General features: G+C 34.3%; 24 protein-coding genes. 8 read left to right on the top strand and 16 right to left on the bottom strand.

What is annotated here, in order from left to right; all coding sequences use genetic code 11:
- Positions 1-64: 64 nt before the first annotated feature.
- Both LNQ34_RS16485 and def read right to left on the bottom strand, forming a co-directional pair.
- The gene (locus tag LNQ34_RS16485) at positions 65-550 is read right to left on the bottom strand and encodes a DUF5606 family protein (protein ID WP_230000489.1); all 486 of its coding nucleotides are present in this window, start codon (positions 548-550) and stop codon (positions 65-67) included.
- 70 nt (positions 551-620) lie between these two features.
- Positions 621-1,211 carry a peptide deformylase gene (def, locus tag LNQ34_RS16480; protein ID WP_017498326.1) on the bottom strand — a complete coding sequence of 197 codons (591 nt, stop codon included), beginning with the start codon at positions 1,209-1,211 and terminating at the stop codon, positions 621-623.
- A gap of 202 nt (positions 1,212-1,413) precedes the next feature.
- Between def and LNQ34_RS16475 the strand changes: the two genes are divergently transcribed.
- The gene (locus tag LNQ34_RS16475) at positions 1,414-3,636 is read left to right on the top strand and encodes an FUSC family protein (protein WP_230000488.1); all 2,223 of its coding nucleotides are present in this window, start codon (positions 1,414-1,416) and stop codon (positions 3,634-3,636) included.
- A 36-nt stretch (positions 3,637-3,672) separates the two neighbouring features.
- Here LNQ34_RS16475 and LNQ34_RS16470 read toward each other — a convergent pair whose 3' ends face one another.
- The 5 genes from LNQ34_RS16470 to LNQ34_RS16450 form a co-directional block, all read right to left on the bottom strand.
- The gene (locus tag LNQ34_RS16470; protein WP_202701389.1) at positions 3,673-5,172 is read right to left on the bottom strand and encodes a malate:quinone oxidoreductase; all 1,500 of its coding nucleotides are present in this window, start codon (positions 5,170-5,172) and stop codon (positions 3,673-3,675) included.
- Between the two features lie 112 nt (positions 5,173-5,284).
- The gene (ruvX, locus tag LNQ34_RS16465) at positions 5,285-5,701 is read right to left on the bottom strand and encodes a Holliday junction resolvase RuvX (RefSeq protein WP_070906723.1); all 417 of its coding nucleotides are present in this window, start codon (positions 5,699-5,701) and stop codon (positions 5,285-5,287) included.
- Between the two features lie 29 nt (positions 5,702-5,730).
- Positions 5,731-6,012, bottom strand: a complete 282-nt coding sequence (locus LNQ34_RS16460) for a type II toxin-antitoxin system RelE/ParE family toxin (protein ID WP_202701387.1) — start codon at positions 6,010-6,012, stop codon at positions 5,731-5,733.
- Positions 6,002-6,283, bottom strand: a complete 282-nt coding sequence (locus tag LNQ34_RS16455; protein ID WP_230000487.1) for a hypothetical protein — start codon at positions 6,281-6,283, stop codon at positions 6,002-6,004. The genes LNQ34_RS16460 and LNQ34_RS16455 overlap by 11 nt, the downstream gene beginning before the upstream one ends.
- 155 nt (positions 6,284-6,438) lie before the next feature.
- The gene (locus LNQ34_RS16450) at positions 6,439-7,068 is read right to left on the bottom strand and encodes a PAS domain-containing protein (RefSeq protein ID WP_230000486.1); all 630 of its coding nucleotides are present in this window, start codon (positions 7,066-7,068) and stop codon (positions 6,439-6,441) included.
- A 289-nt stretch (positions 7,069-7,357) separates the two neighbouring features.
- On the opposite strand from LNQ34_RS16450, the gene LNQ34_RS16445 reads away from it, so the two are divergent.
- Positions 7,358-8,173, top strand: coding sequence for a 2,3,4,5-tetrahydropyridine-2,6-dicarboxylate N-succinyltransferase (locus LNQ34_RS16445; protein WP_089078334.1), 816 nt, complete (start codon positions 7,358-7,360; stop codon positions 8,171-8,173).
- 73 nt (positions 8,174-8,246) lie between these two features.
- Here LNQ34_RS16445 and LNQ34_RS16440 read toward each other — a convergent pair whose 3' ends face one another.
- The 3 genes from LNQ34_RS16440 to LNQ34_RS16430 all read right to left on the bottom strand — a co-directional run bounded on the left by LNQ34_RS16440 (position 8,247) and on the right by LNQ34_RS16430 (position 10,783).
- A complete protein-coding gene (locus tag LNQ34_RS16440; protein WP_202701381.1) occupies positions 8,247-8,996 on the bottom strand; it encodes a glycosyltransferase family 2 protein in 750 nt (249 codons plus the stop codon).
- 8 nt (positions 8,997-9,004) lie between these two features.
- A complete protein-coding gene (locus LNQ34_RS16435) occupies positions 9,005-9,718 on the bottom strand; it encodes a polysaccharide deacetylase family protein (protein ID WP_202701379.1) in 714 nt (237 codons plus the stop codon).
- Between the two features lie 315 nt (positions 9,719-10,033).
- Positions 10,034-10,783 (bottom strand): glycosyltransferase family 2 protein, encoded by a 750-nt coding sequence (locus tag LNQ34_RS16430; protein WP_230000485.1) that lies wholly within the window; start codon positions 10,781-10,783, stop codon positions 10,034-10,036.
- A gap of 127 nt (positions 10,784-10,910) precedes the next feature.
- Between LNQ34_RS16430 and LNQ34_RS16425 the strand changes: the two genes are divergently transcribed.
- Positions 10,911-11,975, top strand: coding sequence for a glycosyltransferase family 9 protein (locus LNQ34_RS16425; protein ID WP_230000484.1), 1,065 nt, complete (start codon positions 10,911-10,913; stop codon positions 11,973-11,975).
- Between the two features lie 2 nt (positions 11,976-11,977).
- Entirely contained in the window at positions 11,978-12,766 is a 789-nt protein-coding gene (locus LNQ34_RS16420) for a glycosyltransferase family 2 protein (RefSeq protein WP_230000483.1), read from the top strand.
- Here LNQ34_RS16420 and LNQ34_RS16415 read toward each other — a convergent pair.
- Complete coding sequence (locus LNQ34_RS16415) at positions 12,747-13,517, bottom strand: Kdo domain containing protein (RefSeq protein ID WP_230000482.1); 771 nt, start codon at positions 13,515-13,517, stop codon at positions 12,747-12,749. The two genes, LNQ34_RS16420 and LNQ34_RS16415, sit on opposite strands and share 20 nt — an antisense overlap.
- 185 nt (positions 13,518-13,702) lie before the next feature.
- Positions 13,703-14,581, bottom strand: a complete 879-nt coding sequence (locus LNQ34_RS16410) for a hypothetical protein (protein ID WP_230000481.1) — start codon at positions 14,579-14,581, stop codon at positions 13,703-13,705.
- Positions 14,582-14,633: 52 nt separating this feature from the next.
- Between LNQ34_RS16410 and glf the strand changes: the two genes are divergently transcribed.
- From glf to LNQ34_RS16395, 3 genes are read left to right on the top strand one after another with little or no spacing between them, the layout of a single operon-like run.
- Positions 14,634-15,746 carry a UDP-galactopyranose mutase gene (gene glf / locus LNQ34_RS16405; RefSeq protein ID WP_230000480.1) on the top strand — a complete coding sequence of 371 codons (1,113 nt, stop codon included), beginning with the start codon at positions 14,634-14,636 and terminating at the stop codon, positions 15,744-15,746.
- On the top strand, positions 15,739-16,503 hold the full coding sequence (locus LNQ34_RS16400; RefSeq protein WP_230000479.1) for a DUF4422 domain-containing protein: 765 nt from the start codon (positions 15,739-15,741) through the stop codon (positions 16,501-16,503). The genes glf and LNQ34_RS16400 overlap by 8 nt, the downstream gene beginning before the upstream one ends.
- Position 16,504: 1 nt before the next feature.
- Positions 16,505-17,065 carry an L-threonylcarbamoyladenylate synthase gene (locus LNQ34_RS16395; RefSeq protein WP_230000478.1) on the top strand — a complete coding sequence of 187 codons (561 nt, stop codon included), beginning with the start codon at positions 16,505-16,507 and terminating at the stop codon, positions 17,063-17,065.
- 207 nt (positions 17,066-17,272) lie between these two features.
- Here LNQ34_RS16395 and LNQ34_RS16390 read toward each other — a convergent pair whose 3' ends face one another.
- The gene (locus LNQ34_RS16390) at positions 17,273-18,397 is read right to left on the bottom strand and encodes a cysteine desulfurase family protein (RefSeq protein WP_230000477.1); all 1,125 of its coding nucleotides are present in this window, start codon (positions 18,395-18,397) and stop codon (positions 17,273-17,275) included.
- 87 nt (positions 18,398-18,484) lie between these two features.
- On the opposite strand from LNQ34_RS16390, the gene LNQ34_RS16385 reads away from it, so the two are divergent.
- Complete coding sequence (locus tag LNQ34_RS16385; RefSeq protein WP_230000476.1) at positions 18,485-19,465, top strand: hypothetical protein; 981 nt, start codon at positions 18,485-18,487, stop codon at positions 19,463-19,465.
- Positions 19,466-19,611: 146 nt separating this feature from the next.
- On the opposite strand, the gene LNQ34_RS16380 is transcribed toward LNQ34_RS16385, so the two are convergent.
- The 3 genes from LNQ34_RS16380 to LNQ34_RS16370 all read right to left on the bottom strand — a co-directional run bounded on the left by LNQ34_RS16380 (position 19,612) and on the right by LNQ34_RS16370 (position 21,425).
- Complete coding sequence (locus LNQ34_RS16380) at positions 19,612-20,163, bottom strand: Smr/MutS family protein (protein WP_230000475.1); 552 nt, start codon at positions 20,161-20,163, stop codon at positions 19,612-19,614.
- A complete protein-coding gene (locus tag LNQ34_RS16375) occupies positions 20,153-20,338 on the bottom strand; it encodes a hypothetical protein (protein WP_017498305.1) in 186 nt (61 codons plus the stop codon). The genes LNQ34_RS16380 and LNQ34_RS16375 overlap by 11 nt, the downstream gene beginning before the upstream one ends.
- A 385-nt stretch (positions 20,339-20,723) precedes the next feature.
- The gene (locus LNQ34_RS16370; protein ID WP_202701359.1) at positions 20,724-21,425 is read right to left on the bottom strand and encodes a DUF1003 domain-containing protein; all 702 of its coding nucleotides are present in this window, start codon (positions 21,423-21,425) and stop codon (positions 20,724-20,726) included.
- Positions 21,426-21,531 lie beyond the last annotated feature (106 nt).

The raw sequence follows: 21,531 nt of genomic DNA, 5'->3' as shown, positions 1-21,531 counted from the left end.
CTAAAACGAACTTAGTCACTTCGAAACTTAGTGCCTTAGAACCTTAAAAGAATGCTGTGAACTACTATTCTTCTTTTTTAGCTTTTGCTTTTTTAGCAGCAGGAGCTTTTTTTGGTTTTTCTTCAGCAACCGGAGCTTCTTCTTGAGCTTCAACAGGAGCAGGAGCTAAATCTGTTACCAAACCTTTAGACTGAAGAGTGTTGTACCAGTTTAATACTTTTTTAATATCTGAAGGATAAACTCTCTCTTCGTCATATTCAGGTAAAATTTCTTTAAAATAAGCCAATAATGTAGCATTGTCTTCTTTGTGCGAAATAGCCTGCCCTTTATTTTCTTTAGTTGCAATGCGCTGCATTACTTCTGTTAATGGTTTTTCGCCTTCGTAAGTATAAATTGAAATCTCTGATAATAAACTTACATTACTTTTTAAGTTTACTGTGATTTTTTTTCCATCTGCTAATGATTCTGCCACAAAACCTGTACGAGTTTGCACTTTCAATACATATAAACCTGGTTTCCCAGAAATGGCTAAAATTTTCTCTAAATTCATGTTTATTAAAATTAGTATTAAGAATTTGATTTATTATATTTCTTTGATTCTAAATTCATACTTTAGAATACTATCTTCCTTTTTTTGCAGCAAAAAATTTCATTCTGTATTCCTGAAATGTTTTGCCTTCTGTAATGTTTTTTAATTTTTTCTGGATCAGACGTTTCTTTAGAGAAGAGATTTTATCTGTAAACAAAACTCCTTCAATATGATCGTATTCGTGCTGAATTACTCTGGCTACCAACCCGTCAAAAACTTCGGTTTTCATTACGAAATCTTCCTCACAATATTCAATTGTAACGGTAGGCTTTCTGTAAACATCTTCGCGAACGTCCGGAATACTCAAACAACCTTCATTAAAACTCCACTCCTCACCTTCTTCTTTCAAAATCTTAGCATTGATAAAAGTTTTTTTGAAACCTTTTAAATCTTCCTGCTCACTTGAAGAAAGATCCTCATCATCACTAAAAGGAGTTGTATCAATAACAAACAAACGAATAGGCACTCCTACCTGAGGCGCAGCAAGTCCAACCCCTAAAGCGTTGTACATGGTTTCATACATGTTAGCTATTGTTTCTTTTAGGTTTGGATAATCTGGCGTAATTGCCTCACCCACTTTTCTTAAAACAGGATCACCATATCCTACAATTGGTAAAATCATTTGTAATATTTTAATGTATTATCTACTGAAAAAACACTGAATTTAATTCTCTTAATTCAGCTGGCAAAAATAGTAAAAAATAGTCAATGAATAATTCGAAAGGGCTATTATGTGTCATTTTTTGCAATCTCGCCAAAAACTCATCCATAATTATGCCAAATTAATTCGTACAATTCTTACCTTTGTTTGTAAACCTCCATATATGTTTGATCGTATCTCGAAATTTACCAACAGTACTTCTTTTTTAAATGCCTCAAAAGTAACTATTGCTTCGGTTGTTCCTGTCTTAATTTTGAACTTTCTCGGACACTTCGAAATCGGTTTTACTATCGCTTTGGGGGCTTTTTATACCCATCCCAGTGATATTCCGAGTTCTTTAAGCCATAAGATAAAAGGACTTATAGTGGCTTCCTTTATCGTTTCGGGAGTAAACTTACTGGTAAATCTTGCTTATCCGTATCCCTTTTTGTTTTATCCTTTTTTAGGCTTTTTACTGTTCTTATGTTCAATGATTTCAGTATATGGTCAGCGTGCTACTCTGGTTTCGTTTTCTGCTTTGTTGTCGATTTCCTTATCGTTTGGTCATTTGCATGAAGGCTGGGAGGCTTTTGAGTATTCGGGTTTTATTTTTATCGGTGGAATTTTATATCTGATTGTATCACTTGTTTTCCACTTTGTACAGCCGTACAAATATGTTGAACTTCAAATTGCTGAAGGCATAAAACTAACGGCCAAATATTTAAAACTCAGAGGGGATTTGTGGAGTCCCGAAGCCAACCGAACAGCCATCATCGAAAAACAATTAAGCGTTCAGGTCGAACTCAACCTGATTCATGAGGATTTGAGAAAAATGCTTATTGGCAATCAAAATACTTCGGGGGCTACCAGTCAAAATCGAAAAATGTTACTGGTTTTTATCACTTTGGTAGAAATTCAGGAACTGGCTTTGTACACCTCATTCGACCATAACAAAATTCATGAAAAATTTTCCGCGCATCCGGATGTACTGCGAACCTATCAAAATGTAGCTTATAAATTAGCCTCTACCTTAAAAAAACTGTCTAAAAATGTACACAACATCAGTGTATATGTTGACAAGAATGATTTAAAGAATGAACTTGATGCTCTGGAGTTTGCCATTTTTGACTATGAAAAAACTTTAGGCAAAGAAGAAGCTGCCGAAGGCGTGCTGATGTTGACCAATATGCTGAAGTACGCTAAAAATCAGGTGGGAAAAATCAAAACCATCCAGCGTGCTTTTTCACTTGCGATGCAATCTTATAAATTAAAGGATAAAGATAAAGAACTGGAGAAGTTCCTAACGCCTCAATATTATCCATTACGCACTTTGATTGAGAATTTATCCTACTCTTCTTCTATTTTCAGGCATTCCATACGATTGACTACAACTATTTTAATTGGTTTTGTGATTGGAAAATTTCTTCCGTTTCAAAATGTGTACTGGATTTTACTGACCATTGTGGTGATCATGCGCCCGGGTTACGGCTTAACGAAAGAGCGCTCCTATAACCGAATTTTCGGTACTATTTTAGGAGGATTGTTAGCATTCGGAATCGTTTCTTTGGTCCAAAATCACGTTGTATTGAGTATATTCTCTATTGTTTGTATGCTTCTTGGTATTTCGTTTACGCAAATTAATTACAAGATAAGCGCAACATTTGTTACGATGTACGTGGTTTTTATTTATGGAATTTTAGCTCCAAATGTGGTCGAGGTAATTCAATTTAGAATTCTCGATTCTCTTGCGGGAGCCATTTTAGCATTTTTAGCCAATCAGTTTTTATGGCCAGCCTGGGAATTTATCAATACTCCAATACATATTGAAAATTCGATTCGGGCCAATCGAAATTACCTGAAGGAGATTGCCGATTTCTACAATAAAAAAGGCGAAGTTCCTACTTCATACCGATTATCCAGAAAAAACGCTTTTGTTGAGGTTGGTAACCTTATGACTTCCTTCCAGCGAATGATGCAGGAGCCTAAATCGAAGCAAAAAACACTTCCATTGGTTAATAAACTGGTGGTATTAAATCATTCTATATTATCAGCGTTGGCCTCGTTATCAACTTACATACAATCGCATCAGACTACTTCTGCTTCGGAATCTTTTAATTACATCATTAAAACAATTCTTTCCAATCTGGATCACGCCATTGCTGTTTTAAGAAATGAAAAGATCATAAATGACACTTATTTTGATAAGGAAGACGTGACCTTACAATTTGAAGAACTCAAACGTGTTAATTTTAAACGTTTGGCCGCAGATGATGATCTGGACAAGGAAACCCGACAAGCCAAAATGCAGGAAGCTCAAATGGTAATCGAGCAATTGATCTGGATGAGCAATCTGGCTGAGAAGATTCTAAAAATTACAAAGGAATTTAAAGCAACAAATCCAGATTAATTCATCTGGATTTGTTATTTATTCTAGGATCTGAGTTTAACTATTTTTTAGTTTTAAAACTTCAGAAGTATGTTTTCTGAGCTCGGCTAAAAGTTCCGGTTTATCATTTAAAGTCTGACCGTAAGAAGGGATCATCGTTTTCATTTTTGACTGCCATTCCGGTGTTTTCACCTGATTGGCAAAACATCTGCTGATCAAATCAACCATAATACCCACTGCAGTTGACGCTCCAGGAGAAGCTCCCAATAACACTGCCAGGCTTCCGTCGTGTGTACTAATTACTTCGGTACCAAACTCTAAAACCCCACCACCGTTTTCATCTTTTTTAATTACCTGAACACGCTGTCCGGCTCTTTCCAGTTTCCAGTCTTTAGAACGTGCTGTTGGCAAATACTCGCGTAATGCTTTCATTCTGTCTTTAGGAGACTGACGTACCTGCTCAATCAAATATTTAGTCAAAGGAATATTATGATATCCTGCTGACAACATTGGAATTAAGTTGTTCGGTTTTATAGATAATGGTAAATCTAAGTAAGAACCATTCTTCAAAAAACGTGTTGAAAATCCGGCAAACGGACCGAAAAGCAGTGCTTTTTCGCCATCAATTACACGGGTATCAATATGTGGTACAGACATTGGAGGTGCTCCAACGCTTGCTTTTCCGTAAACTTTTGCCTGATGTTTTGCAATTACCTCCGGATTGGTACATTTTAACCATTGACCGCTTACCGGAAAACCTCCGTAGCCATCTCCTTCCGGTACATTTGCTTTTTCTAATAAAGGCAATGAACCTCCACCCGCTCCAATAAATACAAACTTAGTATAAGCTTTTCTCACATCACCGGTAGCAAGATCGGTGATTTTGATACGCCATGATTTATCTTCACGTTGTTTTAGTTTTTTAACTTCATGATTAAAGTGTAAAGAAACACCATCAAGTGTCGCTAAATAATTGAACATGCTTCTGGTTAAGGCCCCAAAATTCACATCGGTACCTATTTCCATATGAGTAGCTGCCAGTTTCTCGTTAGCATCTCGGCCTTCCATAACAAGCGGCATCCATTTATTTAACTGCTCAAAATCGGAACTAAATTCCATTTGAGAAAAAATAGGGTTGTTTTGTAATGCTTCAAATCTCTTTTTAAGATACTCTACATTTTTATCTCCCCAAACAAAACTCATGTGAGGAACACTTTTAATAAAATTATCAGGAGATGGTACCTTTTTCTGTTCTACTAAATAGGACCAAAACTGGCGTGAAATCTCAAAAGATTCAGCAATACTTATCGCTTTTTTCGGATCAATACTTCCGTCAGCCTTTTCAGGAGTGTAATTTAATTCACAAAAGGCAGAGTGCCCTGTTCCTGCATTATTCCATGCATCTGAACTTTCTGCGGCGGCAACATCTAATCTTTCGTAAATTTCAATTTTTATATCAGGTTGTAATTCTTTCAAAATTACTCCAAGAGTGGCACTCATAATTCCCGCTCCAATAAGCACTACTTCACTATTAGAACGTATTGTTTTGTCAGACATAACAGTATTATTTTTAAAGTGCAAAGGTACTTTTTATAATTGCAAAAAAAAACTAAAATTGCATGATAAAAGTTATGTTTTTCTAAAAAATAAAAAGCTAAAAGATTGGGTGCTAAAAACGTTTTGACGAAAGATAGTCCTGAAGCATAATTGTAGCCGAAATTTCATCGATCAAACCTTTGTTCTGGCGCTGTTTCTTGCTGAGTCCGCTATCGATCATCGTTTGAAAGGCCATTTTCGAAGTAAAACGTTCGTCGACACGAACTACTTTCATATCAGGAAAAATATTGGTAAAATGAGTTACAAATCCTTTAATAACTGAAGCACTCTCTGATGGCTGACCATTCATTTGTTTGGGCTCGCCAATTAAAACGGCTTCGACCTTTTCTTTTGCAAAATAATCTTTCAGAAAATCAATAAGGGTATTGGTTGGTATTGTTGTTAAACCCGAAGCAATGATCTGCATTTCATCGGTAACCGCAATTCCGGTACGTTTTTGTCCGTAGTCTATAGAAAGAATTCTTGGCATTTTATTTTATTTTTTTTTGCAAACTTAATTTAAAATAGTGCTCGATGCTTTAAAATACCAATAACATGAACAATTTCATTCTTAGAGTCAATTTTTACGATTGTAGTGTATCCTTTAAAAATATAATCTCTAAAATTTTCATCATCAAAATATACAGATTTTTTAAAATGAAAAGGATTTACCAAATCCTTCTTCAACTTTTTTACTAATTCATTTTTAAAATTTCTTGCTGCAATTGGTTTATCTTTTGAAATAAAATGCACGATATCATTCAAATCATAATTAAACTCAATCGTTAAATTAACTTTCATATTTTTTAATAGTCTCTTCAAGTAAAACATCTAATTCTTCAAACGTGCTATATTGTGCTGTTCCGTTTGCAATTTTTTCAGCTCTCTCTCTCAATTTCCTCTTATCCTCTTCAAATCCTGAATCTTCCGGAATTATTTTAAGTTCCTCTGAAGAAAACGAACTTAACAATTTTAATATTTTTTCTTTTATTTCCGGTTGAAACTCTAATCTAATTGCTTCCATAATACTTTCATTTACAATACAAAGATAGACTTTTTTTATTTTGATCATTTCACATTTAACTTTCTGTAAAACCTAACAAACAAAGCAACTGGTTTAAGATTCTTAAAGCAATCGACGTACATTTTACCTCATAAAAAATCCGTTCTGAGCTTTTGTTCAAAACGGATTTTTTTCCAAATATTCAAAACCTAAAAAAATAACTTCTATCTGTTAAACAGTCTTCTAAAAAAACCTCTTTCCTCCTCTTCATCATTTTCCTGCACTTCATATTGAGCAAACTTTGCCTGCGATTTCTCATGCTCGTAAATTAACTCCTTAATATATTCAACATAAGTCCTCTTCTTTTCCTCCAGAAATCCAATAAGGTACTTCTCACTAAACTCCATACCGCTCGCTGCTTCAATTTGCAACAGTTTTTTATACAATGGCTCAATATGCAAGGCTATTACCTCCTGCGGAACCGCTTGTCGTCTTCCAAAATAATTCACAATAACTCCGTTCTCGTCTTTTGCAATCTCAAAATCGGTAATAACCCAATAGTAACGCCCTGACTTTGCTAAATTCTTAACAATAGCATGAAAGTTTCTTCCGTTTTTAAGATTTTCCCAAAGTACTTTAAAAATAACTCTCGGCATATCCGGATGACGTATGATGTTGTGTGGCTGCCCCATTAACTCATAATCTTCATAACCGCATACATCCACAAATACTTCGTTGGCATACTCAATAATACCAAAAGCATTTGTTTTACTCATAATCACTTGTGTTTTATCCCACGTGACTTCTTTATCGATTACTGCAACAGGCGTTCGGAGTTGATTTTCTTGATTCATTTTTTACTGATTAAATATTTTTGTTTTGGAATGGTATTTCGCAATTCCTCTCTATATCTTTCGGGAATTATACCGCGAAATTAATGAGAAGTAAAAATGCAAAATCTGATTTTTATCATGTTTTACCATCAAAAAAAAGCGTTTATAGATTAACCGCATTCTTGCGTTTTCCATAAGCCTTGTTTTATTTATCAAAATACAAACAAAAAGTTACACTTGTAACATTTTACAATAGCTTTACTTTTCTGCTTTTCCGCAAATACCTTATCTTTGCCAAAAATTAAAACTTATGAATTCTTTACAGACTATAATAGAACAAGCTTGGGAAAACAGAGCTTTATTACAAGAAACAACCACTACTGATGCTATCAGGGAGGTTATTGAATTGATTGATGCAGGAAAATTACGTTGCGCTGAACCTGTTGGTGACAAGTGGCAGGTAAACGAATGGGTTAAGAAAGCTGTTGTAATGTATTTCCCGATTCAAAAAATGGAAACATGGGAATCCGGTATTTTCGAATACCACGACAAAATGTTGCTGAAAAAAGGTTATGCTGAAAAAGGAATTCGTGTAGTCCCTAATGCTGTAGCCCGTTATGGAGCTTATATTTCAAGCGGTGTCATTTTGATGCCAAGTTATGTAAACATTGGTGCTTATGTTGATGAGGGTACCATGGTTGATACATGGGCAACTGTTGGAAGCTGTGCCCAAATTGGTAAAAATGTTCACTTAAGCGGAGGTGTTGGTATTGGTGGTGTTTTAGAGCCATTGCAAGCTGCTCCGGTTATTATTGAAGATGGTGCTTTTATTGGTTCTCGTTGTATTGTAGTAGAAGGAGTCCACGTAGGAAAAGAAGCGGTTCTTGGTGCTAATGTTTGTTTGACTGCTTCCACAAAAATTATCGATGTAACAGGTGACGAACCTGTTGAAATGAAAGGTTTCGTTCCTGCCCGTTCTGTTGTGATTCCGGGAAGTTACACTAAAAAATTCGCTGCAGGTGAATTTCAGGTACCATGTGCATTAATCATTGGTACTCGTAAACCATCAACAGATTTGAAAACTTCATTAAACAATGCACTTCGTGAGTACGATGTTGCTGTTTAATTTTAAGTCTCTATAAAAAAACAAAGCGGAATGAGTGATCATTCCGCTTTGTTTTTTTATAAAACTATTTTTTTTATTTATTCTGTTTTTGAAGTTTCAAAAGCTTGGCATATTTCATATAGGAGAAGAAAGCCTGAGTCATTGAAAAGGTGAAACCGTCTAAACCATGTAAAAAGCCTTTTTTAAAAAAATAACATCTAATAAAAGAAACTGTCCCGTTTAATATCGGTTTAAAGCTGTTTACCCTTTTATTCTGATCGTAAAGCTGCTGGGCATGCCAGGTAGAATATAAATTTTTCTTACTGATAAATTGCCCGAAACAGTCCCAGGCGTAATGATGAATATGAACTTTTAAGTGGGTCTTATTAGTACCACAAACTTTTTGATGTACACTATCTTTTGAAGGAGAAGCGGTTTGTTTGTTAAAAAATCGTGAAGTTTTATCAGGGTACCAACCTGCAAAATTAATCAGCTTACAGCCCATATAATTGTACAGCGAAAAGGCATACACATCAAAATTCTGTTTTTCGTATTGGCCCGATAATATAAATTTTTCAGCATCTTCGGCCAGAATCTCATCAGCATCTAAATTTAAAATCCAGTCATTTTTACAATAAGGAAGACCGTGAATTCTCTGAGGTCCGTCGCCTAAAAAGCTCTGCAAAACAACCTTAGCCCCTTTTTCTTCGGCAATTTTCACTGTATTATCTGTACTTAACGAATCTACAACAATTACTTCGTTACAAACTCTGAACAGCGCATCTATACATTTGCCAATATTTTTTTCTTCATTATACGTTATTACTAATCCACTAATTTCCATAGCATTTTTTAAAATAATTTAAGCTTACCTATTTTCAATTTTAATTTAAATCTAAACAAACTATCTTCCCCTTTTATATCTATTCTCTTTACCAAATAGTTATTTTTAAAGGGAAAATTATTTACTCTGTTGCCTATTCTCAAACCGTATTGTATACCGTTATCACGCATCATATTTTCAAAAACAGCAAACTCAGAATGTTTCTTGGCATAGTTTCCAAAAGGATACGCCAGAACAGGTTTTATATCTAACTGATTATCTAAAATAAATTTATTAGACTTCGCAAAATCAGCTTCTAATTCTTCTTTAGACAACGAACTGTATCTTTTATGTTCAAAAGAGTGATACCCCAGCTCAATAAGATCAGGATTTAACCCTTTTAGCTGTTCGACACTCATGATCTTTTCTTTCCCTTCGATCCAGTAATCAAAATTCCCAACGTAAGAAAATGGTATAAAAAAAGAGGCTTTTAATTGGTATTTTTCAAGCAAAGGCACAGCATACAACAACTGGCACTCGGTAACATCATCAAAAGTGATTATGATGCTTTTTGAAGGAAGTTCTTTGAAATTTTCCAGATCTTTAAAATGAAATGTCGTGTAATTGTTATCGTGTAAAAATTTAAATTGTGATTCTAATTTTGCTACAGAAACACTTAAATCCACAGACTTTGCTTCGTCTTCCACAACATTATGATACATTAAAATTGGCAGCTTTGACATTCTCTATTTTTTTAGCAAATCTATCATTAATAGTATTATTTTTCACAAAAAAAACACTTTTAAGCAAAAAAAAAGAAATGAAACAAAAAACCTTATTATTGTTAAATAAAACCTGATGTTATTTATTTTTAAATATAAGAAAAAAACCACGTGCACTAATTTTTAAAGCAAAATTACCACTAACTATATTGCGAAAAATATATCTGACACATGCAACAATCGAAAAGCTAAGAAATAACACAGCGTGAAGGACTATGTTAATATCTTAAAAACTGATACTGTAATTGAGATTAGCACCTCCGTTTTTATCAGATTTTATTTTAGCTTCTTTTGAAGTTTTAAAAGCTTAGCATATTTCATATAAGAAAAGAAACTCTGAATCATTGCTATCGACAAGCCGTCTATACCATTAAAAATACCTTTCTTAAAAAAGTAGCATCTGATAAACGCAACAGCCCCATTAACAACCGGCTTAATTGCGGTTATTCTTTTCCCCTGATCAAACAGTTGTTGCGCATGCCAACCGGAATATTGATTCTTTTTTGCAATAATTTGATCTAAAGAATCCCAACCATAGTGTAAGAGGTGTACGGAGACCTTTTTCTCATTTTGAGTAATTATCTTCTGATGCACCTTAGAATCAGACGGATGTGCTGTTTGTTTATTAAAAAAACGGACTTTTTGATCCGGATACCAGCCCGAAAAATCGATAAGTTTATCGCCTAGAAAATTTTTTACTCTGAAGCTAAAAGCATCATAATTTCCTTCAAGATATTTTTTATCTGTTATAAATTTCTCTGCATCTTTATCCAGAAACTCATCAGCATCAAGATTTAATATCCAGTCATTTTTACAATAAGGTAAACCATGTGTACGTTGCGGGCCGTCGCCCAAAAAGGTCTGTTCAATCACTATTGCGCCTTTTTCTCTGGCAATTTCAACAGTACGATCTTTGCTAAACGAATCTACTACAATTACTTCGTCACAAACTCTTAGTAAAGCATCTATACATTTACCAATGTTTTTCTCTTCATTGAAAGTAATAATAAGACCACTAATTTGCATTTTGTTGGGGGGAATTTATTTTTTTACAAAAATACGGCTTTTTATTTTAGTTACCTTATCTTAATCGTGCGCTTGCACACTTTATAAAATTATTACTAATTTAGCCCACAAATTGAATTTTATATAAATGAGAATATTAGTCATTCAGCAAAAAAGAATTGGAGATGTATTAACGAGCACCATAATCTGTAATAATCTAAAAACCAAATACCCGGATTCGATTATCGATTATATGTGTTACCCAAATTCTGTCGATGTACTAAAAGAGAACAAGAATATTGATAACATTATTCCTTTATCCAACAAGGTTAGAAAATCAACTCCTTCTCTGTTTAAATTTATTTTTCAAATCCGACGTAATAAATACGATGCTGTTATTGACGTCTATTCTAAGCTGGAAACTAATTTAATTACGTTGTTTTCGGGTGCAAAATATAAGGTTTCATATCGTAAATGGTACACCAAAATATTCTACAATTACACTTATGAACGTTTAGATGCCGTAGAATCAGAACACGGATTGGCCATTGAAAATCGTTTGATGCTTCTAAAACCGTTTATTCCTGAAAAGATTACAGATGTAAAACCAAAAATATTTTTGAAAAAATCTGAAATTGATGATGCTAAAAAACTTCTGAAAAGCTATCAGGTTGATACGGAAAAGCCATTAATCATGTTCGGAATTTTGGGAAGCGAAGTTTACAAGACGTATCCTTTAGAAGGAATGGCTAAAATCATTGATTTTACAGTTGCCAAAACCAATGCCACTATTATTTTCAATTATATTCCAGATCAAAAAGAACAGGCCCTTGAAGTATACAACCATTGTAGTGCCGAAACTAAAAAACACATCGTCTTTGATTTGTACTGCACCGAACTAAGACCTTTTCTGGCTTTGCTTTCACAATGCGAAATGCTGATTGGAAATGAAGGTGGAGCCGTGAATATGGCCAAAGCACTTGAAATTCCAACCTTCTCCATATTCACACCATCTGTTAGAAAAGAGACCTGGCAAATATTTGAAAATGAAGCCAAGAACTTCTCTATTCACTTAAAAGATTTAAAACCGGAAATATACAAGCAACACACCGAGCAATACATAAAAGATCATACTTTTCAGTACTACGATGAGTACCCTTTAAGTTTAATGCTTGAAAAACTGGATACTTATTTTCAGGAGTATAAAAATTGAAAATGAGTGAAGAACTTATGAATACTACTGACAGGGAAAAACTATCCGTTTTGATTATTACGCTTAATGAAGAAGGGCATATAAAATCATTACTGGAAGATATCGATTTTGCCGATGAAATTATTGTGGTAGACTCGTACAGTACCGATCGGACGCTGGACATAATTGAATCTTTTAAAAACGTAAAAGTAATCCAGAATCCGTTCGTTAATTACACTTCACAACGTAATTTTGCGATTGATCAGGCAAAAAACTCCTGGATCTTATTCATCGATGCCGATGAAAGATTAACTCCGGAACTAAAACTGGAAATCGCAGCCACCATCAATCAAAAAGATACAGCAAGTGCCTATTTCATTTACAGAACTTTTATGTTCCAAAGCCGTAAGCTTCATTTTAGCGGCTGGCAAACGGATAAAATTTTCAGACTTTTCAATAAGACTAACTGTCGATACAATCAGGACAGAATGGTACATGAAAAACTGATCGTGAACGGGTCTATTTCAACTTTAAAGAATAAGATCATTCATTTCTCGTATACTTCTTTTTCTGACTACAAAGCAAAAATGTACAGTTACGGGGTTTTAAAGGCCAATGAAAAGCAAAAAAAAGGACAGAAATCATCTCGTCTATTGATGATTTTCCATCCTGTTTATACTTTTTTGTATCAGTTTTTAGTTCGTTTGGGCTTTTTAGACGGAGCCAAAGGAATCACGATATGTTATCTAAATGCTTACAGTGTCTTTATCCGCTATAAAGAGCTTTTCCGAATTACTTCTTCCAAAACTTAAGCTTCTTTTTTAAGCGCTTTTTCCTGTAAAACTTCTCCTGAAAATCAGCGGTATATTTCCACAAAGTTTCAAATATTCTTTGCTCCGATTCTTCTTTATAAAACTTTGCATACTCATTACTCATAACCGCCACCATCTCTTTTAAAGGAGTCAGACGGCATAAGTTTTTCATACGCATTTCAAAACTCATTGATTCATGAAACTCCATTCGGTTTAAATCGACCAAAAAGAAATCGTAATTTCCGTCTTGCTTCTTCTTAATAAGCGTATTTCCAGGTGAGTGATCCAAAAATTCAATTCCTTTCTTATGAAGACCAAAACTAAACCTTGTAAATTGCCTTAAGATATTGTCACGATCCGGGTAATCCGGAATTTCTACAAGTTCTCTATAGGTTAAATCAGTTGTCAAATGCTCACTTGCATAATAACTGTCTCTCAGTCCTACAAAATTAAAGTTCTCTAAAAACGCTATGGGCTGTGGAGTTCCAATACCTTTTTCTAATAAAATGGTAGCATATTCGTACGAACGTCTTGCCTTTGATTTTCTAAAATAACGGTAAGCCACTTTATTAATTAGATTTGGAACTTTAAACGATTTAATGTTGATTTTTTTCTCCTCAAGATCAAACAATTTAATAACATTTCGGTCTCCATTCCCAAACAACTCGCCTGAAGTATTAAAATTTTTAATAAAAGTCAGGATATCTCTGGAACTTTTTACTGCTGTTGAAAATCTAAATTTTGAGATCATTAACTATAACTTTGATATTAATTTATTACCCATTTCCAATGCTCAATGATTTATTTTATTCAAACCAAAGCATCAAAAAGCAGTTCAATAGTCTGCAATTCTAAGAGGTAAATGGAAGGAAGCAAAAATAACCTTAATAATTAAGAAAAATCAAATATGAGAGCAAAAACGAACTAAAAATTACCTTATGCCTTTTTTTTCTTCAATGAATATTTCAGCCACTGTCCGAAATTTTTAAAATAGAGATTGAACTTAGGCACATTCAGTCTTTTTTCTTTCTCAATAATCTCTTTTATCTGAGGGATACTTTTAGTCGAGAAGAATCCTAATTTCTTCCATCTTTTAGGCTGTAAATAGTAAAAATCTTTGTACTCTTTATAATTGTTTTCATTCACAACAAGCCATTTATCCAAAAATCCCTTATCTACATCAACATTATGCCCCCAATTGTCAAGCTTAAAACGCAAATCGGCTTCTGTTCTTGACAAGGATTCATGCAAGACAATATTATTGGTATAAATCTGACGCTCTTTGATTCTGCGTCCGCTTTTATAATTAGGATAGTTTGTCGCAAAAATTGCTTTCAGCGGTTTATCTACATATAAAATACCCTGATCTGTATATTTATAAAGCATAACCCAGAAAGCACATATCTGTATAGGATGTTTTTCGGGATTAATTAGATAGGAATCGTATCGTCTTAAATCTGAAACGAACTTTTTAAAGTCAACAAAATACTCGTCGCAATCTACCTGAACAATCCAATTCCCAATTCCCATTTTTTCAGCGAGCATTTTTCGCTCTCTGACTTCACATTCCATTGTAGTTAAAGTTGGAACATAAAAATCATCTTCATAAATCACTACCTTCTTATCAACGTCAAAATCCTTAATCCAATCAAAAAAAGAATCATCGATGGTAAAGCTTCCGCCATTCCAGGTATTTCTATTTTTATCAATGGCGACAAAAACCGCATCTGCATCTTTATACACTGTTGGAAGTGATGTTTTTAACAACTCATAATCATACGAAACCAGATATCCTACTTGTATTTTTCCTGCCATTTTTACTTTTGTAATTTGTTGCAATTTACTAATTAATCTCTACTTTTGCATCATGAAAAAGCAATATGACTATTTAATAATTGGATCAGGTCTCTATGGTAGCGTGTTCGCTCATGAAGCAAAAAAAGCAGGAAAAAAATGCCTGGTAATTGACAAAAGGGACCATATAGGAGGAAATGTATATTGCGAAAATATCGAAGGAATTAATGTTCATAAATATGGTGCACATATTTTTCATACCAACGATAAAGCGATATGGGATTATGTGAATCAATTTGTTGAATTCAACAACTTTACCAATTCTCCGATGTCACTCTCTAAAGGTAAGATGTACAATTTACCTTTTAACATGAATACTTTCTACCAGCTTTGGGGAACTAAAACACCTCAGGAAGCCAAAGCAAAAATAGAGGAACAAGTAGCTGCTTATGGAGTAAAAGATCCTAAAAACCTGGAAGAACAGGCACTAAGCCTTGTCGGTAAAGACATCTACGATTATTTTATAAAAGAATATACTGAAAAACAGTGGGGAAGAAAAGCCACTGAATTACCCGCTTTTATCATAAAAAGACTTCCCGTTAGATTCACATTTGACAACAACTATTTTAACGACACTTATCAGGGAATCCCTATTGGCGGTTACAATAAACTAATTGACAAACTATTAGACGGAATTGAAGTGGTAACCAATACCAATTACTTTTCAGACCGAGCCAAATTTGACGAACTTGCCGATAAAATTGTGTACTCCGGAAAGATTGATGAATATTTCGATTACAAATTAGGCGTCCTGGAATACAGATCTCTACAATTTGAAAACGAAGTTCTTGATACTGACAATTTTCAAGGAAATGCTGTCGTTAATTACAACGATGCCAGCTATCCTTTTACCAGAATAATTGAGCACAAACATTTTGAATTTGGCAAACAAAGCAAAACTGTTATTACAAAAGAGTATCCATGCGAATGGAATCCTTCTAATGAAGCATTTTATCCGATAAACGATGCCAAAAATCAAGCCTTGTTTGAAGAGTACAAAAAACTGTCTTTAGAGGAAAAGAATGTAATATTTGGAGGAAGATTATCAGAATACAGATATTACGACATGCATCAGATAATCGCCATAGCTTTAAAAAGATCTAAAACAGAACTGAATAATGATTAAGATTTTTATCGTAACTCATAAAGAAAACCCTGTATTATCCAATGATATTCTGGTTCCGATTCAGGTGGGAACAAACGAATCTATAACCAATACCATTTTAAGAGACAATACACAGGACAATATCGGAAACAAAAACAGCAACTATTGTGAATTGACTGCTGCTTATTGGATTTGGAAAAACGAAAAAGAAGCTGATTACGTAGGTATTTGTCATTACAGAAGATACCTTAACTTTTACAACGACTGGTACAACTTAAAACCTTCTGCACAGAAAAAGATCAAAAACGAAGATTTCAAGAATACTAAACTATACAACGTATCTTCTGAAAAACTGGAAAAAAAAATAGCTTCTATTCTTTCAGAATATGACGTAATTCTATGCCGCCCGTACAAGTTCAAAAAAGGATCTCTAACCCAAAATTACTGTGAGGATCACCGAAAAGAGGATTGGGACTTAACCAAACAGATCATTTTGGAAAAATATCCGGAATACAAAGACAGTATTACCCAATTTTTGGACGAAGGAACCCTTTTTCACATGGGAAATATGATGGTCAGTTCAAAAGAGAAATTCGACAACTATTACGCCTGGCTTTTCTCCATTTTATTTGAACTTGAATCCAGAGTTACAATCCCGGAAGATGCTTATCAGGCCCGAATTTTCGGTTTTATTTCAGAAAGACTAATCAATCTTTATATGTATCATCATAAGTTTAAAATTAAAGGAATTCCATCATACAAAATAATTGACTTGTAATATGAACGAAGAAATAATCAAAGCGTACGAAGTCATAAAAGAAGGAGGAATCATACTCTACCCTACTGATACCGTGTGGGGAATTGGCTGTGACGCAACAAATCCTGAGGCTGTTGCCAAAATATACAAACTCAAACAACGTGCTGAAACACAAAGTATGATTGTATTGATGAATGGCGAAAAAATGATGTACAATGTATTTAAAAACATCCCTGAAGTAGCCTGGCAAATTTTAGATTTATCTAAAAAACCAACCACTTTAATTCTGGATGAACCACGTAATGTCGCTCCAAATATCATAGCTGCCGACAATTCGCTTGCTGTTCGTCTGGTAAAAGAACCGTTCTGTTTTAAATTATTGGAACGAATGAAAAAACCACTGGTTTCGACTTCAGCTAATATTTCGGGACAGCCGACCCCTATTGGCTTCAAAGACATCAATCCGGAAATTGTGAAAGGCGTTGACTATGTAGTAAATCTGTATCACGACAGGATTGCCGGAAAACCTTCAACAATCATAAAACTCACTAATGATTCACAGGTAAAAGTGATTCGTAAGTAATTGTAGATTTTAGATTGCAGATTTTAGATTGCAGATTTTAGATTGCTTAAAATCTGCATTTAACAACTTTAAATAGTTTCAGGTTTCAAGTTTCAGGTTTCAAGTTTCAGGTTTCAGGTTTCGGGTTTCGGGTTACATCACTCACAATGTACATTTTACTTGTCCCTACAGACCTTTGCTCCTGTACACCTCAGAACCTTAGTCCCACTAAAGACCTTTTAAACTCTCAATCAACCAGTCAATATCTTCCTTGGTATTGAAATGACTAAATGAAATTCGGAGATTTGGTAATTTTAAATCAGTCTCCGAAAGCATTTCTTTCAAAACATGTGACGGTTTCACACTCCCTGACTGACAGGCACTGCCTCTGGAAACAGCAATTCCTTTCATATCTAAACTAAACAAAAGCATCGAAGTTTTATCTGCTGAGAAAGGCAGAATAACATTGATGATGTTGTAAAAATCATCCTTCTTTCCATTGATTCTGAAACCCGGAAAATGAGCTTCAAATTGCTCCATAAGATAGGTTTTCAAGCCGAAAATATAACTTCTTTCAGCATCTAAATTCTCATACGAAAGAGACAATGCTTTTGCCATTCCGGCAATCTGATGCACAGCTTCTGTACCGGCACGCAAGCCTTTTTCCTGCTCTCCTCCAAAAATCAAAGGCTGTACTCCTGAATTTTTTCGAACAAATGCAAACCCAACTCCTTTTGGACCGTGAAATTTATGCGCACTTGCTACAATAAAATCAACAGGGATTTTTTGCAGATCGATCTCCGTTTTTCCAACAGACTGAACAGTATCCGAATGAAACAAAGCATTATACTGCTTACAAATTACACCAACTCTTTCCAGATCCAAAATGGCTCCAGTTTCGTTGTTTACATGCATCAAACTGACAATTGTCTTTTTGTCTTCGGCTAATAAATTGGATAAATGAGTTAAATCTATACCTCCATCAGGATTTACATTTACGTAATCCACCTGAACGTTATATTCAGATTCTAAAACCAATGCGGTATGCAATACGGCATGATGCTCGATTCTGGTTGTAATAATGCGTTCTGCTTTAAGATCTTCCACCGCCGAACGAAGAATCCAATTATCAGCCTCAGTTCCTCCTGAGGTGAAAATAATCTCCTGTGCCGTACAATTTAAATATTTCGCAATACTTTTTCTGGAAAGCTCTAAAATGGTCTTTCCGTTTCTTCCGAAACTGTGTGTAGAAGAGGGATTTCCAAAATCTTCAGTCATTACTTTCATCATTTCCTGAATCACTTCAGGGCGCATAGCAGTTGTAGAGGCGTTATCGAGGTATACTTTTTTCATTAATACAAAGTTATGAAATATCAATTGTCAAATCTAGAATATCATTTGCCAAATTTTTCACTATTTTTGACCTCAAATAAAATTACGATGAAAAAATATGCAAGCCTTCTCTTCTTAGCGCTTTTATTAAATGGCTGCGACGATGGGGATTTAGTAGTAGATACAATTGATTTTAGTGACCCTTCCATTACAGCCGCAACCTGTAACACAACAACCAATAATATTATATACAAACTTAAAAAACAAGAGTCACTTTTAATTCAATTACCTCCTAACAGCCTTACTAATGATGCAACGGAACCTGGAAAACCTAAAACTTTTGACATCAACAATACCGATATCCGGGTAGTATACAGAGCCTATAACGGTCTTATAGGAGTTAACAATATTTGTGGCGCAATCCCTCCAACAACACCGGCTGTAACTGAGGAATGGCAGGCCACTGCCGGAAAAATTGTAGATGTTATTACAGCAGCTGTAACCGATAACACTGATGGAAGCTCTACCATTACAGGTTACAATCACAATATCTTTTTCCAGAATATTACTTTTCTAAAACCTGCAGGCCCACAAGTAGAGGCCGAATATTCATTTGGCCTTTTTAAAACCACATACAATGCTCCGAATACTGTTTTCCAAACAGTTGTCAGACAATGTCCAACCTCAAAGCAATTATTTAATTTCACACCTTCAAGCGCTTTAACAATTGACAGCATCGATCCTAAACTGCTTGAAAATGTTGTTACGCCTTCCAACCAGCCTAAAACAGGCTTAATTGGTTCTTCAACCAATAAAGTTTTATTGCGCACTTACAATGGTACTTCTCTAACTCAGGATTATTTTTGCGCTACGCCTTTACCGACTACTCCAACTGTAAACGAAATATGGACTGCAGATAATGGCGTACAAAATGTAAGTGGAATTATCGAAGTCAGTACAACTCTTGTTGGAAGTACTTATTTCCACAAGATCGTTCTTAAAGGGGTAAAACTCACAAGAACCAACAGTAGTTTTAAATTACCAACTATTTACAATTACGGAATTCTTGAGGTATCGGCTACACCATAAAAGGTAATTTCAAAACAAGTTCACACCTGTTTACATTCCTACAAAAAACGTCCGTTTTTCTAAACTGATTTCATTAGAAATTCAGAAAGAAAAACGGACGTTTTTTTTATGTCCTAAACCCAATATTTTACGACAGAAATAAGATCTTATTTCTGATTTTGTCTAAAATAAACTTCGGTTGCACCTAAGCCATATTTTTGATAATTAGCATCCTGAAAATCTATTCCGTCGTAACGACCCAATAAAAAATCAAGTTCCGCTTTTAGAATTCCTTCACCAACGCCATGAATAAAAACAATTTTAGGAATACGATTTCTGATCGCAAATTCAATATGCCTTTTGGCTGTTTCGGTCTGTAAAGTCAAAATATCATAATTAGACATTCCGCGTTTATTGGGAACCAGTTTTTCGATATGCAAATCAAACTCAGGAGCCGAAATTTCACGTTTATCTTTCTTTTCTTTCACAAAACTTCGCGGTTTTGGCTCTGTTTTCTCTTTTGAAATCTCATCTAAATCAATTCTTTTGATAGAATTCATTAAATTACTGGAATCTTGTACTTTAAGTAGTTCATTGACAAAAAATGTCATCATAAAACCGTCCTCGGTTTCAATTAAAACTTCCTTGTTTTTCACCGAAACTACTGTTCCGTTTATCGCTTCGTCTAAGACCGAAACCTTATCTCCTTTAGTCAACATCCTGCTCTTCTTTATCTTGGTTTTTACTAGGTGTTTTTGCACTCAACTGCATCATTCCATACATGAAAACCGCAATGGCAATTACCATAATATAGATGTTTTTTTCCGCTGAAACCTGCTCGTATAACGCAACCGAAATGGCAAGAATCATTATTAAAATTTTAAACGCTTTCATTTTTTATAAGTATTGAAAGTTCAAAAATAGGAAACTTTAAAATAGCAACACTACCCCTGTCCAACTGTCCTTACTAATTCTGGTTTGATTTTAGAAAAAAGAATTTTCCTAATTTAAAAAAAACAGTGTTATTGTCGTATATTAAATCTTGCTTCTTTTGCACTAGAAATCAAAAGCCTCCCTTTCTATTCCATTCTTACTTTTTTAGTATTAGATTTTTAATACAATTCTAAACACAATCTAATCTGAAAGCCTCTCCTTTTTTCTATAAAATTTTTTCCTCTCTGCATCAAAAAAATAAAATTCAATTACCCTAAACACTTTCAACTATAAAACCTTTTTTCAGTCTTTCAAATCCTTTTTAACCTCATTACTTTTGTAAGAATCATTTCTTGATCTTATCCAAAATATCGTTCATCATTTCGATTTGAACTTTTTGAATTTCGATCAACTCCTGTTGTTGATGCATGATCAAATGATCGATTTTATCATGAATCATTCTGATCTCCAACTCCGATTTAAGATTGATCATATAATCTTTTTTGGCTCGATTTCTGTCCTTCTCTTCCTGACGATTCTGACTCATCATGATTACCGGTGCCTGTAACGCAGCTATACAGGACAAAATCAAATTGAGTAAAATAAACGGATACGGATCAAAACCTTTGTTGACCAAAATAAAAACATTCGCTCCAATCCAAACTACAATAAAAATCAAAAAAGAAATAATAAACGTCCAGCTTCCGCCAAAATCCGCCACCTGATCTGCGACTTTTTGGCCTAAATTTCTGGTTTCCGGCTCATCTTCAGCAATACTAACAATCGACTTATCTTCTTTTAACGCAGATAGAACACTTTGTTCAAGATCCGAAAGCACTCCAATTTCAGTTGATAAATAGTTCGAAATATACCTCTGACGGTATTCATTCAATTCTTTCACGGCAATACAATCCTCATCGCTAAAAGAGGGATGATCTTTAATAATCAATCCTAAAATAGGGTCATGTATCGATTTTCCATAAATTTTATCGCTTTCAGGAAAAGAAACATCAGAAATAGCGCTTTTAAAAGTGGAGTTGTTTTTCATTTTCACAATTTTTAACTGCTAATTTACACATTTAACAGCTTAAGAATTACATAAAAAAAACAGCCGTTTATATTTCTTTTATTTATCACAAATACCACTTTCAAAA

It is taken from the genome of Flavobacterium lipolyticum (genome assembly GCF_020905335.1).
GTDB lineage: Bacteria > Bacteroidota > Bacteroidia > Flavobacteriales > Flavobacteriaceae > Flavobacterium > Flavobacterium lipolyticum.
This window is presented reverse-complemented; position numbering and strand designations above follow the sequence as displayed.